This window comes from Curtobacterium sp. VKM Ac-1393, from assembly GCF_015350995.1.
In the GTDB taxonomy this organism is placed as follows: Bacteria; Actinomycetota; Actinomycetes; order Actinomycetales; family Microbacteriaceae; genus Curtobacterium.
On record NZ_JADKRW010000001.1, the window covers coordinates 42,405 to 56,041 of the forward strand.

Genomic DNA, 13,637 nt, shown 5'->3' on the forward strand with positions numbered 1-13,637 from the left:
ACGAGCGCAGCTTGTCCCCCGTTCTGGGGACCCGCCCCTGAGAAAGTGCGCACACCGACCAACAGTTCCGGATTTCCTGTACCCCGACCAGCGTCGTCGTGTTACCTCGAGTGCATGCCAGGACAGACCCGTCGTTCCGACCGACCGCACCGAATGACGGACATGAGTGTCGACGTCATCCTCCCGTGCCTCGACGAGGCCGATGCCCTGCCGAAGGTCATCGGACGCCTGCCGGAGGGCTACCGGGCGATCGTGGTCGACAACGGCTCGACCGACGGTTCCGCCGACGTCGCCCGCGCACACGGCGCCCTCGTGGTCACCGAACCGGTCAAGGGCTTCGGCTCCGCCTGCGCTGCGGGCGTCGCCGCCGCGACCGCCGACTTCGTCGCCTTCTGCGACGCGGACGCCTCGATGGACCCCGCCGAACTGCCACCCCTGGTCGACCGCGTGGCCAGCGGCCGCGTCGACCTGGCGCTCGGCCGCCGTGTCCCCACCGGCAAGGGCGCGTGGGCACCGCACGCACGGTTCGCGAACCGTGTCCTCGCCGTCCTCATGCACCGCGCGACCGGCTACCGCCTGCGCGACCTCGGTCCGATGCGCGTGATGCGCCGCGAGGACCTCGTCGCCCTCGACCTGCAGGACCGCCGCAGCGGGTACCCGCTCGAGATGGTCCTGGCCGCGCACGCAGCCGGCTGGCGCGTCGACGAGTCCGACATCGGCTACGCGCAGCGCATCGGCGACAGCAAGGTGACCGGCACGCTCCGCGGCACGGTCAACGCGGTCCGCGACATGACCCGCCTGCTGCGCGCGTACCGCCGGGAGGCCCGTGTCCGGGTCGTCGCACCGGCGTCCGTCCGCCACGTGGCCGGCTCGACCGCCGCGACCGGTTCCGCGACACGGCCTGACTCCGCACCCGTCACCGCCTCGGTCGAGGGGAGCCGCGCATGACCGCCGGCATCACCGTGGCCGTGGTCGCGAAGGAGTGCCTGCCCGGCAAGGTGAAGACCCGACTGACCCCGGCGCTCTCCCCCGAGGGCGCTGCACGTGTCGCGTCCGCGAGCCTCGCCGACACCCTCTCGACCGTGCGCACCCTGCCCGCCGAGCGCCGCGTGCTGTTCTTCGACGGCGACGTCGTGCCGGCCTCGGCCGACGGGTTCGACGTGCTGCACCAGCCCGGCGGCGGCCTCGACGAGCGCCTCGGGTTCCTGTTCGACGCGATCGACGGCCCCCTGCTGCTCGTCGGCATGGACACCCCGCAGGTGTCCACCGACGTGCTCGCCCCGGTCTTCGACGAGCCCCACCGCGACGCGTGGTTCGGCCCCGCCGAGGACGGCGGCTTCTGGTCGCTGTACCTGCATGCCCCGACCGGCGACCTGCTCCGAGGCGTTCCGATGTCACAGGACGACACCGGCGCCGTCCAACTCGCACGCCTGACCGACGCCGGTCTCGACGTCGGGATCCTCGGCGAACTGCTCGACGTCGACACCATGCCCGACGCCGAACGCGTCGCCGAACTCGCGCCGGACTCCGGCTTCACCCAGGCACTCCGTGCCGAGACCGCGGGGAGTCTCCGATGACCATGCACGCACCCGTCTCCTTCGGCGCCGGCGGCGGCGAGCCGTACGCCCGGGCACTGCGCTCGGACGGCCGACTGCGCCTGACCGACCCGGACCGACCCGACGTCGTCACCACGATGGACGTCGGCCGGTGGAGCGCCGCGGCCGACCGAGTCGACCGTTCGCTGCTCGACGACGCCGACGGCCCCGTGATCGACATCGGGTGCGGCCCGGGGCGGATGCTCGTCGCGGCGCGCAACCGTGGCATCCCCGCACTGGGCGTGGACGTCTCCGCCGAGGCCGTGGCGATCGCACAACGGTCCGGTGGCACCGCGATCCAGGGGTCAGTGTTCGACGCGGTCCCCGACGAGGGCCACTGGGACACCGCTCTGGTGATCGACGGCAACATCGGCATCGGCGGCGACCCCGCCGCCCTGCTCGAGCGCTGCGGCGAGATCGTCCGCGCCGGCGGCCGCGTCATCGTCGAGACGAACCCCGACCCGCTGGCCGACCGGGTCTACACCGCCCGTGTCATGGACGCCGACGGCCACGAGAGCGCCGAGTTCCCGTGGGCCGAGGTCGGCCTCGACGCACTGCACCGGCACGCGGCGGACGCCGGGCTCGTGGCGCGGCAGAGCTGGACGGTCGCCGGCCGGAGCTTCTGCGAGCTCATGGCCTGAACGCGCACGTTCGTGCAGTTGTTTTGCATCATGCAAGACAGTCACGTACGGTCGAGCCCATGACGAACAGCACCTCCCCGCTCGGCGGCACCTTCGTGTCCGGTCTCCGCGACCGTGACGAGCGCGGTTCCTTCACGGGCACCCGCACCACCGACTCGGTCGGCACGTACACCGGCGTCCCGGCCACCGGACGCCTCGGGCGCTTCACCGACGTGCAGCGGTCGCGTCCCGGCACCTGGACCGCCTCCGTCCGCACGGCCACCGGCTCGTTCCGGACGGCGACGGGGTCGATCCGCACCGCCTGAGTCGCGCAGCTCGAGTCGACCCGAAGCGGCGGCCGGTCGACACGGCACGGTCCGCGCTCCGCGGACGGGCTGTGCGCCGGCCGGACGCTCGCGGGTGCTCGATGCCAGGATGGACCCATGAACGACCGCGCCGGCACCCCCGCGACCGCAGACGACCTCGTCGACATCGACGCGCTCGTCACCGCCTACTACGACCGTGTGCCCGATGTCTCCGTCGCCGAGCAGAAGGTGGTGTTCGGTACCTCCGGGCACCGCGGCTCCTCGCTCGACTCCGCCTTCAACGACACCCACATCGCCGCCATCACGCAGGCGATCGTCGAGTACCGACAGTCGCAGGGCACCGACGGCCCGCTGTTCATCGGACGTGACACCCACGCCCTGTCCGGCCCGGCCGAGCGGACCGCGCTCGAGGTCCTGGCCGCGAACGGCGTCCACGTCCTCGCCGACCGCGACAACGGCTACGTGCCGACGCCCGCGCTCAGCCACGCGATCATCCGCTACAACCGTGCCGGCAACCCCGACACTGCCGACGGCATCGTCATCACGCCGAGCCACAACCCGCCCCGCGACGGCGGGTTCAAGTACAACCCACCACACGGCGGACCGGCCGACAGCGACGCCACGAGCTGGATCGCGAACCGTGCGAACGCGATCATCGAGGGCGGCAACGCCGAGGTGCAGCGCACCGAGCACGCCACCCCGGACCGCTACGACTTCCTGCACACCTACGTCGCCGACCTCGAGAACATCATCGACATCGCCGCGATCAAGCGTGCCGGCGTCAAGATCGGCGCCGATCCGCTCGGTGGTGCCTCGCTCCCCTACTGGAACGCGATCCGCGACCACTACGGCCTCGACCTCACCGTCGTGAACCCGGACGTCGACCCGACCTGGTCGTTCATGACACTGGACTGGGACGGCAAGATCCGGATGGACCCGTCGAGCCCCTCGGCGATGGCCTCGGTGCTTGCCCACAAGGACGAGTTCGACGTCCTGACCGGCAACGACGCCGACTCCGACCGGCACGGCATCGTCACGCCCGACGGCGGCCTGATGAACCCGAACCACTACCTCGCCGTCGCGATCGAGTACCTCTACGCGCACCGTCCGGCCTGGCGCGACGACGCCGCCATCGGCAAGACGCTGGTGTCGTCGAGCATCATCGACCGCGTCGCGGAGTCGCTCGGCCGTCGCCTGTGGGAGGTTCCGGTCGGCTTCAAGTGGTTCGTGCCCGGCCTGATCGACGGTTCGGTGGCGTTCGGCGGCGAAGAGTCCGCCGGCGCCTCGTTCCTGCGCACCGACGGCACCGCGTGGACGACCGACAAGGACGGCATCATCCTGGCGCTCCTGGCGTCCGAGATCGTCGCGGTCACCGGCAAGACCCCCTCGCAGCTCTACGTCGAGCTGACCGAGCGCTTCGGTGACCCGGTCTACCAGCGCGTCGACGCCGCGGCCTCGAAGGAGCAGAAGGCCCGCCTGTCGAAGCTCGACGGCGACGCCATCACCGCCGAGACCCTGGCCGGCGACCCGATCACCGCGAAGCTGTCGAAGGCTCCGGGCAACGATGCGGCCGTCGGCGGCGTCAAGGTCGTCACCGACAAGGCGTGGTTCGCCGCGCGGCCGTCCGGCACCGAGGACGTCTACAAGATCTACGCCGAGAGCTTCGTCGGGCAGGAGCACCTGGAGCAGGTGCAGCGCGAGGCCAAGGAGATCGTGGACGCCGCCCTCGGCGCGTAGTCGGTCACCCGCAGCACCAGCGCTGGCGGCGGTCGGGGTTCAGTCCTCGGCCGCCGCCAGCGCCAGTTCGCAGAACATCGCGTCGGCCCACGAGAACCACGGGCGCGAGAACCGCGTCGGGTCCTCCACGTCGAACGACTCGTGCATGTCACCCGTGCCCGCGTCGGTCGCCACGAGCACGTCGAGCAACTCCCGTCGACGCGACGGCGATCCGGACACCAGCCCCTCCACCGCCAGGGCGATCGGCCACACGCGCTGCGGCAGGGTGTGTGGGCTCCCGACGCCGGCCGCCGCACTCCCGCTGAACCAGTACGGGTTCGCCGGCGACAGCACGAGGTCCCGCGTCGCCGCCCAGACCGTGTCGTCGAGCACCGACGGCGCCGACAGGGGCAGGGACAGCAGCGACGGGGTGTTCGCGTCGTCCATGAGCAGCACGCCGCCCAAGCCGTCGACCTCGTAGGCGTAGACGTCGTCCCCCGCCGGGCCGGTCACGATGCCGTGCTGCCGGACGCCGCCCAGGATCGTCGACCGGAGCAGATCGGCGTCGTCCGCCAAGCCGGCGTCCGACCAGACCTCGCGGGAGATCGCGGTGACGGCGAGCAGCGCCTCGGCCGCGAACAGGTTCGCCGGCACGTTGTAGCCGTACGTGCACGCGTCGTCCGAGGGTCGGAACCCGCACCACGTCATGCCGGTCACCGCGACCGGCGTCCCGCGTCCGTCACGCGCGAGGGTCTCGGTCGGGATCGCCCCGTCGCGCACGAACCGGTAGGCCGAGGCGTCGTGGTCCAGCTCGGCCCGCCACTGCGTCACGATCGTCCGGAACACCCGGTGCGCCCGCTCGTCGAGCACCGCGGTCGACCCGGTCGCTCGCCACAGCGCGTGCGCGAAGGTCACCGGGTAGGCCAGGCTGTCGACCTCGTACTTCTGCTCCCACACCAGCGGATCGGCGTTCAGGTCGTCGGGGTCGTAGTGCGCGCCGTTCGGTTCGCGGTTGAACGAGTTCGCGTAGGGGTCGTGCTCGATGAGCCGGAGCTGCCGCCGCAGGACCGCCCAGAGCAGCTCCGCGAGCGCCGGGTCGTCCGCCGTGAACCGCAGGTACGGCGTCATCTGCGTCGTCGAGTCGCGGAGCCACATCGCCGGGATGTCCCCCGTGATGACGAAGGCGCCGTCGTCGTCGAGCGAGATCGTGTCCCGCAGCGTCCGGACGAGCGCGCGCTCCACCCGGTCGCCGACCTCGGTGCCGACCGTGGCGCGGACCCGGTCGGCGGCCGCCACCAGCGTCGGCGTGATCCCCTCGAGCTGCGTCTGCGTCACGACACTCATCGCACTGACTCCTGTCCGTCGGTGACGCGGACGGTCCGCGTCGACCCGGGTGGATCGAGCACGTCGTCCGTCCAGCAGTCCAGTTCGAGCGGCCGTGCACCGAGCCGGAGACCAGCGTCCCACGTGCCGAGGGCATCGAGTCCGAGCGCGTACGCGGTGTCGACGACCCCACCGGCGGGCACGTCGACCGTCACCAGGGCGAGCAGCCGCCGTCGCCGCGGGCGGACGCCGGGCTCGCGCCGCCGCCCCCAGAGCGGCACCGAGACCCGACGGGGTGCGTCGGACGAGTTGCGCACGGTGACCGGGACGGTCACCGTGCCCCCGGCCAGGAGGCGCACAGCAGTCACCGCGTCGCTCCCCTCCGCCAGGCGCACGTCCACCCCATCACCCGGCCCTGGTGCACCGGTCGCGGTCGAGCGGGCGGTCACGTCGACGTACCCGCGCGCGGTCTCGAGCCGCTCGTCGTGCGCCACGGGCAGGACGCCGTCGGCGCCGGGCCACGTCGCGGGGAGTCGCCCCTCGGCCGGTGCGCCGAACAGGACGTCCGCGACGGCCTGGCCGCCGGAGGGCCCCGGGAACGGGACGACGAGCACGGTGTCGGCCAGGGCGAGCACCTCGGTCAGCACCCGCGGCCGACCGTCGACGACGACCGCGACGACCGGCAGACCGCTCTCGCGGGCGGCTCGGAGCACGGCGAGCTGCGCGTCGGGGACGGCGATGGAGGCCAGGTCGACCCCCTCGCCGTTCGTGGTGTCCGGTGCCGGACCGCTGACGGCCCCGTTGTCCTCGAACCCGTCGTCGTACGCGCGACGACTCGAGCCGCCGAGGACGACGACCGCGACGTCGGCACCGAGGAGCGCCGTGCGGACCGCGAGGAGCCCGTCGGGGTCCGGCAGGGGCTGTCGGAGACCACTTCCCCGGGCGGTGCGGACCCTGGCGGGGCCGAGCCGGGCCTCCAGGGCGGAGCGGACGGTGGACGCACCGGGGTCGACGAGCGGCCTCGGGGGTGAGTAGTCGCCGAGCAGGGCGTCGACGTCGTCGGCGTTCGGACCGACCACGGCGACGACGGCCTCGGGTGCGATCACGGGCAGCGCGCCGCCCAGGGCGACCACGGCGCGGCGGGCGGCGCGCTCGGCGAGCGCGATGGTCGCGCGCTCCGGTGGCTCGGCGCGCGTCGTGGTCGGTGCTGGTGTCGCTGCTGGTGCTGGCGGCGTTGGTGGTGCTGGTGTCGGTGTCGCGAGCAGGCCGACGCGGCGCTTCAGGGCGAGCACCCGGTCCACCGCTTGGTCGAGATCGTCGGTGCTGACCAGCCCGCGGTCGAGTGCCTCGTCGAGGTGCGTGTACGCCTCGTCCCACAGGCTGAGATCGACCCCGGCACGGAGCGCGAGCGCAGCGGCCGAGGCGGGGTCGGGCGTGACGTCGCGCAGCCGGTCGATCGCGGTGCCGTCGGCCATCACGAGCCCGTCCCAACCCCAGGCGTCGCGGATCGTGGTGGTGAGCAGGTCGCGGTTGCCGCAGCACGGCACTCCGTCGACGTCGTTGTACGCCGCCATGAAGCCGGCGACGTGCTCGCGTGCCGCGGCGAGCGCCGGGGGCAGGTGCACCTCGGCGAGCTCGCGGCGGCCGATGGGTGCGCCGGAGCCGTTGCGGCCGCCGATGCCGGCGCCCTGTCCGGCCAGGTGCTTCGCGACGACGGCGACGTGCCGGTCGTCGATCGCGCCTGAGCCACCGCCCTGCATGCCGCGCACGGTGGCGGCGACCATGATCGCGGCGAGGGCGGCGTCCTCGGACCAGCACTCCTCGCTCCGGCCCCACCGGGGGTCGCGCAGCACGTCGAGCCCGGAGACGAGGGCGACGTGGGTGCCGCGGGCGCGGACCTCGGCGGCGACCGCGGCGGCGAGGTCCTCGACGAGTTGCTCGTCCATCGCGGCGCCAAGGGCGAGGTTCACCGGTACCGTCGTGCCGCCGAGGGCCTGCAGCCCGTGCGGGACCTCTTCCACGAAGAGCGTCGGGACGCCGCCGTCACTGTGGGCGACGACGTGGTCCTGCACGGCGGCGTAGGCCTCGGCAGAGCATTCGGGTGGGATGCCGTTGCCCCAGTGCACGCCGGACCAGGGGTCGGCGCGGAGCACACCGTAGACCGCGCCGATGCCGCCCCAGCGGTCGACCTCGGCGCGCAGGACGTCGGTGATCCGCGGGCGGCCGTCGACCCAGCGAACGGCTTCCCAGCCCTTGAGGCGCTGGTTGAGCTGACCGATGCGCGCGCGGACGTCGAGGCTGGCCCCGATCGGCTTGTCGTTCGGGTACTCGGTCATCCCTTGATCGCTCCGGAGACCAGGGCACGCTGCATCTGGCGCTGCAGGATCGAGTAGACGAGGTACACCGGCAGCAGCGTGAACAGCGTGCCGGCCATGAGCATGCCGTAGTCGGTACCGGCGTCGACCTTCAGCGTCGGGAGCGCCACCTGGATCGTCCGCTGCGCCGTGTCCGGTCCGATGAGCACCAGGGCGTACAGGTACTCGTTCCAGAACGACAGGAAGTTCAGCAGCAGCACGGTGGCGATGCCGGGGATGCAGATCGGCAGGTACACCTGGCGCATCACCTGCCACGCCGAGGCGCCGTCCATCGACGCGGCCTCTTCCAGCTCACGCGGGATCGTCCGCATGAACTGCGTCAGGATCACGACGGCCAAGGGCATCGCGGTCGCGGGCAGCAGGAGCACCAGGAACGTCCGGGTGTGGAACAGTCCCATGCCCGCCGCGAGCAGGAAGGTCGGGAACAGCGCCGCGAACGACGGGATGAGGAACCCGAGCGAGAACAGTCCCTCGACGATGCGGCCCGCGCGTCCGGTGGCCCGGGCGAGGGCGAACGACGCCGGCAGGGCGAGCACGAGCGTCAGCACCAGTGCCGCCACCGTCGTGATCGCCGAGTTCGCGATCGCGGTGCCGAGCGACGCCTGACGGATGGCTTCGGTGAAGTTCGAGAGGTCCCACGACGCCGGCAGCGCCAGCGGGGACTCGAAGATGCCGTCGTTGTCCTTGAACGACGACACCACGAAGTAGTAGAAGGGCAGGATCAGCAGGGCGGCGTAGATCCACGCCACGGTACCGCTCGTGATGGAGCCGATCCGGTCGCGCAGCCGGATGCCGGCGGTGGGCTTCGCCATGGTGCTCTCCTCGGTTCTGTCGGTCGGGACTGTCGGTCAGTGGGTCTTGCGGAGGACGCGGCGGATGACGAACATGCCCGCCAGCCCGAGGACGAACAGGACGACGCCGACCGCCTGGCTGTAGCCGAGGTCGGTGTCCACGAAGGCCTTCTGGTACACGAGGTACGACAGCGTCGTGGTCGCGGTGCCCGGGCCGCCCTGGGTGAGCAGGAGCACGTTCTGCGCCGAGCTGAAGAGCATCGACAGGAACTGCAGCATCGCCACCACCCCGATGAAGTCGCGGGCGATCGGCCAGTACACGCCCCAGGCCAGCCGCCACGAGCCGGCGCCGTCCATGCGGGCGGCCTGCACGACCTCGGTGTCGACGCCGTCGAGCCGACTGGCGATGAGCACGGCCGAGTACCCGATGCCCGCCCACAGGTCGACGACGATGAGCGCGCCGAGGGCGGTCGCGGGGTCGGCAAGCCAGGCCTTACCGCCGATGCCGAGCGTCGCGAGCACCCCGTTGACCAGCCCGTCGGGGTTGAGCATGGCGTAGAACATCATCGCCGTGGCGGGCGCCGAGATGAGGGCCGGGATGAAGAGCAGGTAGCGGAGCACCTTGTGCCCGCGGGGCTTCTGCACGACGTGGAAGGCGAGCAGGAAGGCCAGGACGATCATGATCGGCAGGCCGACGACGATCTGGACCGTGCTGTTCCGGACCGCGGCCCAGAACGTCTCGTCCGAGAACAGCACCCGGAAGTTGTCGAGCCCCGCGAACGTCGGCGAGACGAGCATGCCCGGCCAGCTCAGGAACGCGATCACGATCATCGCGACGACCGGACCGATCATGAACAGGCCGTACCAGACCAGCGCCGGGATCGCGAAGGTCGGGAAGCTGCCGCGGGTGCTGCCGACCGCGCGCGATCCGCGGCGGACGGGTCCGGGTGGGGTCGACGCCGACCGGACGGGTGGTTCCTCGACGAGCACTGCCATTGGGAGCTCCTTCTCGCAGGGTCGGGTGGGTCACGCGGCCGTGTAGGCGCGCTCGAAGAGGTCGATGATGCGGTCGGCCGAGGTGCCGGAGCCGTACGCGAGGCTGGTCGCGCGGATCATCGGCTCGTACGCCGAGTCGGGCACGAGCAGGTCGGGCAGCATCACCGGGGTGACCTGGTCGTCGGTGAGCTTCGACGCCTGGGCGACGAGGGGGAAGTCGCGGCTGACGGTGTCCGTGATCCGGCTCATGTCGCGGCCGGAGTCGAGGATGAACTCGCTCGTCACCGCCGACGAGTACAGGTACTGCACGAACGGCTTGATGAGGTCGAGCTTCGCCCGGCCGTTCTCGCTGATCCAGATGCCGTGGCCGTTGTAGCTCTTGATGACGCTCGGGTGCGCGATCGCGGCGTCCTTCGACGGCACCGGCCAGCCGCCGACCGTCACCTCTTTCGCGCGTTCCTTCGACACCAGCGCGAGCGCGGACGACATCGCGGGGACGATCGCGGCCTTGCGGGTGGTGAACTGGGTCAGCTCGGAGTCCGAGGTGAACCCCTGCACCGAGTCGACGAAGACCCCGGCGTCACGGAGCTCGACGAAGTGCTCGACGCCGCGGACCGCACCGGGGCTCTCCGAGATCTTGCCCGTGGCGAAGACCTTCGCCGCTTCGTCCTGGGACACGAAGCCCTGGATGACCTGCATGAGGAGCTTCTGGCCGCTCCAGTCCGACCCACCGACCGTGACGGGCCCGATGTCGGCGGCGCGCAGGCGGTCGGCGGCGGCGATGAGCTGGTCCGAGGTCGTCGGGATCTCGCTCACCCCGGCCTGTTCGAGCAGCGCCGTGTTGAAGGACACCGGCCAGTTCGTCCGGGTGAACGGGAACGCCCGGAGTCGGCCCTGGTCGTCGGTCCACTCGTCGAGTGCCTCCGGGATGATCTTGTCGCGCAGGTCCCACTCGTCGAGGTACCGGGAGACGTCGATCGTGGCGTCCTCGCCCGTCCAGGACAGTGTGCGCCCGACCATGTTCACGATCGCGACGTCGGCTTCCTTGCCGGCGAGGGAACTCGTCTCGAAGACGATCGGCAGGTCGGACCCGTTCGACAGCAGGGCGACCTTGCGGTCCGTGCGGCGTCGGTAGGCGGCGACGACGTCCGTGAACGTCTGTGCACCGGCGACCGCGCCGCTGAGCTGGGTGTGCACGCTCAACGTGCCCGGGCCGCTCGAGGCCGGGGTGAGCGCGCTGCACCCGGCCAGGATCGGCGCGAGGATCCCGGCGCCGAGCCCGGCTCCGAGGAGTGTGCGCCTGCTGATGCCGTCCGTCACGGTGCCTCCCTGGCAGTGGATGGTGGAGCGATCGCGATGCATTTGGTACAGCGGTGTACTTCAGGTGACGAGCAACGTATACCGCTTTACACGAGGTGGTCAAGCCTCTACGCTCGACGGCATGGAGGACACCACCGCCGGAGCCGTCGACCGACGCCGCGTGACCATCGCGCAGGTCGCCAAGCGCGCCGGGGTCTCGACGTCGGCGGTCTCGCACGTCTTCAACGGCCGGCCGAACGTCTCCGTCGCCACCGCCGCACGGATCCGCAAGGCCGCCGACGACCTGAACTGGCGGCCGAACCTGGCGAGCCGCAAGCTCTCCGGCAACGCCGGCCACAGCCTGGGCCTGGTCCTCGCCCGCTCGCGTGACACGTTCCAGCGCGACCCGTTCACGATGCGGCTGATCGCCGGCCTGACCGAGCCCCTCGCAGCGATCGGGTGGTCGCTGTCCGTCACCCTCGTGCAGGCCGACGACGAAGCCGCCGTCTACCGCCAGTGGTGGACCGAGCAACGGGTCGACGGCTTCCTGCTCGTCGACGTCCGGACCGACGACCCCCGCATCCCGATGCTGCAGGCATTGTCCGCACCCGCCGTGATGCTCGGCGCACCGATCCCGGGCAGCACCGTCCCCGCGGTCACCGTGGGCGACGCCGACGCGACCGAGTCCCTGCTCGACCACCTCGGTTCGCTCGGGCACCGCCGGATCGCCCGAGTCGGGGACGGCCCTGCGCTCGCCCACACCGGCGCCCGCGACACCCGCTTCACCGCCGCAGCCGCACGCCGGGGCGTCGACGCACTCGTGCTCGGCTGGCACGCGGACGCCGAGGACCCGGTGGCCGACCTGCTCGCGCGACTCGACGGCGCCACCGCGATCGTCCTCGACGGCGAGGCGATCGCGGCCGAGGTGATCGCGCACGCCCCCGAGCTCGGCGTCCGCGTGCCCGAGGACCTGTCCGTCGTCGCGTGGGAGGACTCGTGGGTGTCCTCGATCGTCCGCCCGTCGCTGACCGCGCTCGACGCACCGGTCGAGGAGTCGGCCCGGACCGCCGTCGCCCTGGTCGAACGACTCGTCCGCGGTGACGAGGTCGCCGATGCCGAGGTCGGGGGGCGCGCGCTGCACGTCCGCGGCTCGACCGGTCCCGCGCCTGCCGCCGCCACCGCTCCCTGACCGAAGGAGACCGATGACCACCGCCACGCGCTTCGGCGTGAACTACGTACCCTCGTCCGACTGGATGTTCCAGTGGCAGTCGGTGCAGGAATCAGCGATCCGCCGCGACCTCGAGGCGATCGCCACCCTCGGCCTCGACCACGTCCGGCTGTTCCCGCTGTGGCCGACCCTGCAGCCGAACCGCACGCTCATCCGCCGGCAGGCCCTCGACGACGTGGCCCTGGTGGTGGACGTCGCCGCCGAGTTCGGCCTGGACGCCAGCGTCGACGTCGTCCAGGGGCACATGTCCGGGTTCGACTTCATCCCCGCGTGGCTCGTGAACTGGCACGACGGCAACATGTTCACCGACCAGCCGGCGATCGACGCGCAGGCCGCACTGGTCGCCGCCGTGTACGACGCCGTACGCGACCGGCCGAACTTCACCGGGCTGACCCTGGGCAACGAGCTCAACCAGTTCCAGCCGCCGAACCCCGCCGCGATGCCAGCCGACACCGCGCAGGTGACGCACTGGCTCGAGTCCCTGCTCGGGGCACCGCGCGACAAGGACCCGCGGCACGTCGTCACGCACTCGGAGAACGACCACCTCTGGTACCGCGACGGCCACCCGTTCGTGCCCGCGCACGCCAGCCGACTCGGCGACGTCACGACCGTGCACTCCTGGATCTTCAACGGCGTCGCCGGTCGGTACGGCGCGCTCTCCGACGAGTCCGTGCGGCACGCCGAGTGGATGATCGAACTCGCCCGCGCCTTCGCCACCGACCTGGAGCGCCCCGTCTGGCTGCAGGAGGTCGGGGCGCCCGACCGCCACCTCGCCGAGTCCGAGATGCCGGAGTTCCTCGAGCGCACGGTCGCCGCGGCACTCACCACCGAACGCCTGCATGCGGTCACGTGGTGGTGCTCCCACGACGTCTCGCGCGATCTGGGCGACTTCAAGGACCTGGAGTACTCGCTCGGTCTGCTCGACGTCGACAACCGGGTGAAGCCGCTCGGACGCCGGTACGCCGAGGTCGTCGCCGATGCGCGCCGAGCAGCGCCGACGCCGACGCCCCGCACGAGCGCCGTCGTGGTCGACGTGGACGATGCCGACCTGCCCCTCCACCGAACCGACCTGGCACCGGGCGGCGCCGTCTTCGAGCACTGGCACCGCCTGCGGGCGGCCGGCGAGGCGGTCACCGTCGTGACGAGCCGGACCGCCGCCGATCCCGCGGCGCTGGCCGCGCGCGGTGTGGTCCGGGTCCTGGAGACCGCAGCCGTCTGACGGGGCCGAGCCGGGCCTCCAGGCAGTGGATCGCGACCGCAACCGTGGCCGCGATCCGAGCGTACCGTGACTGCCGATCCACACAGGAAGCCGCTCCTGCGCGACCGACCACTTGCGGCAGATGTAACTTTGCACGCAGCGCAAAATTC

General features: G+C 71.8%; 12 protein-coding genes. 7 read left to right on the forward strand and 5 right to left on the reverse strand.

Annotated features, from left to right (window positions below):
- Positions 1-162 precede the first annotated feature (162 nt).
- From ITJ59_RS00220 to pgm, 5 genes are all read left to right on the forward strand, one after another.
- Entirely contained in the window at positions 163-948 is a 786-nt protein-coding gene (locus ITJ59_RS00220; RefSeq protein WP_323749345.1) for a glycosyltransferase family 2 protein, read from the forward strand.
- Positions 945-1,577, forward strand: coding sequence for a TIGR04282 family arsenosugar biosynthesis glycosyltransferase (locus tag ITJ59_RS00225; RefSeq protein WP_194649097.1), 633 nt, complete (start codon positions 945-947; stop codon positions 1,575-1,577). The genes ITJ59_RS00220 and ITJ59_RS00225 overlap by 4 nt, the downstream gene beginning before the upstream one ends.
- Positions 1,574-2,236, forward strand: a complete 663-nt coding sequence (locus ITJ59_RS00230) for a methyltransferase domain-containing protein (RefSeq protein ID WP_194649098.1) — start codon at positions 1,574-1,576, stop codon at positions 2,234-2,236. Before ITJ59_RS00225 ends, ITJ59_RS00230 begins: the two co-directional genes overlap by 4 nt.
- A 59-nt stretch (positions 2,237-2,295) precedes the next feature.
- Positions 2,296-2,541 carry a hypothetical protein gene (locus ITJ59_RS00235; protein WP_194649099.1) on the forward strand — a complete coding sequence of 82 codons (246 nt, stop codon included), beginning with the start codon at positions 2,296-2,298 and terminating at the stop codon, positions 2,539-2,541.
- A 117-nt stretch (positions 2,542-2,658) separates the two neighbouring features.
- The gene (pgm, locus tag ITJ59_RS00240) at positions 2,659-4,278 is read left to right on the forward strand and encodes a phosphoglucomutase (alpha-D-glucose-1,6-bisphosphate-dependent) (protein WP_194649100.1); all 1,620 of its coding nucleotides are present in this window, start codon (positions 2,659-2,661) and stop codon (positions 4,276-4,278) included.
- A gap of 39 nt (positions 4,279-4,317) precedes the next feature.
- Here pgm and ITJ59_RS00245 read toward each other — a convergent pair whose 3' ends face one another.
- From ITJ59_RS00245 to ITJ59_RS00265, 5 genes are read right to left on the reverse strand one after another with little or no spacing between them, the layout of a single operon-like run.
- Positions 4,318-5,601, reverse strand: coding sequence for a glycoside hydrolase family 125 protein (locus ITJ59_RS00245; RefSeq protein WP_194649101.1), 1,284 nt, complete (start codon positions 5,599-5,601; stop codon positions 4,318-4,320).
- Positions 5,598-7,916 (reverse strand): glycoside hydrolase family 3 protein, encoded by a 2,319-nt coding sequence (locus tag ITJ59_RS00250; RefSeq protein ID WP_194649102.1) that lies wholly within the window; start codon positions 7,914-7,916, stop codon positions 5,598-5,600. Before ITJ59_RS00250 ends, ITJ59_RS00245 begins: the two co-directional genes overlap by 4 nt.
- Entirely contained in the window at positions 7,913-8,767 is an 855-nt protein-coding gene (locus ITJ59_RS00255; RefSeq protein WP_111085518.1) for a carbohydrate ABC transporter permease, read from the reverse strand. The genes ITJ59_RS00250 and ITJ59_RS00255 overlap by 4 nt, the downstream gene beginning before the upstream one ends.
- A gap of 36 nt (positions 8,768-8,803) precedes the next feature.
- Positions 8,804-9,742 (reverse strand): carbohydrate ABC transporter permease, encoded by a 939-nt coding sequence (locus ITJ59_RS00260; RefSeq protein WP_123937565.1) that lies wholly within the window; start codon positions 9,740-9,742, stop codon positions 8,804-8,806.
- Positions 9,743-9,772: 30 nt separating this feature from the next.
- A complete protein-coding gene (locus tag ITJ59_RS00265; RefSeq protein WP_194649103.1) occupies positions 9,773-11,062 on the reverse strand; it encodes an ABC transporter substrate-binding protein in 1,290 nt (429 codons plus the stop codon).
- 121 nt (positions 11,063-11,183) lie between these two features.
- Between ITJ59_RS00265 and ITJ59_RS00270 the strand changes: the two genes are divergently transcribed.
- Together ITJ59_RS00270 and ITJ59_RS00275 are read left to right on the forward strand one after the other, a co-directional pair.
- Complete coding sequence (locus tag ITJ59_RS00270) at positions 11,184-12,230, forward strand: LacI family DNA-binding transcriptional regulator (protein ID WP_194649104.1); 1,047 nt, start codon at positions 11,184-11,186, stop codon at positions 12,228-12,230.
- A 13-nt stretch (positions 12,231-12,243) separates the two neighbouring features.
- The gene (locus tag ITJ59_RS00275) at positions 12,244-13,488 is read left to right on the forward strand and encodes a glycoside hydrolase 5 family protein (RefSeq protein ID WP_194649105.1); all 1,245 of its coding nucleotides are present in this window, start codon (positions 12,244-12,246) and stop codon (positions 13,486-13,488) included.
- Positions 13,489-13,637: the final 149 nt, after the last annotated feature.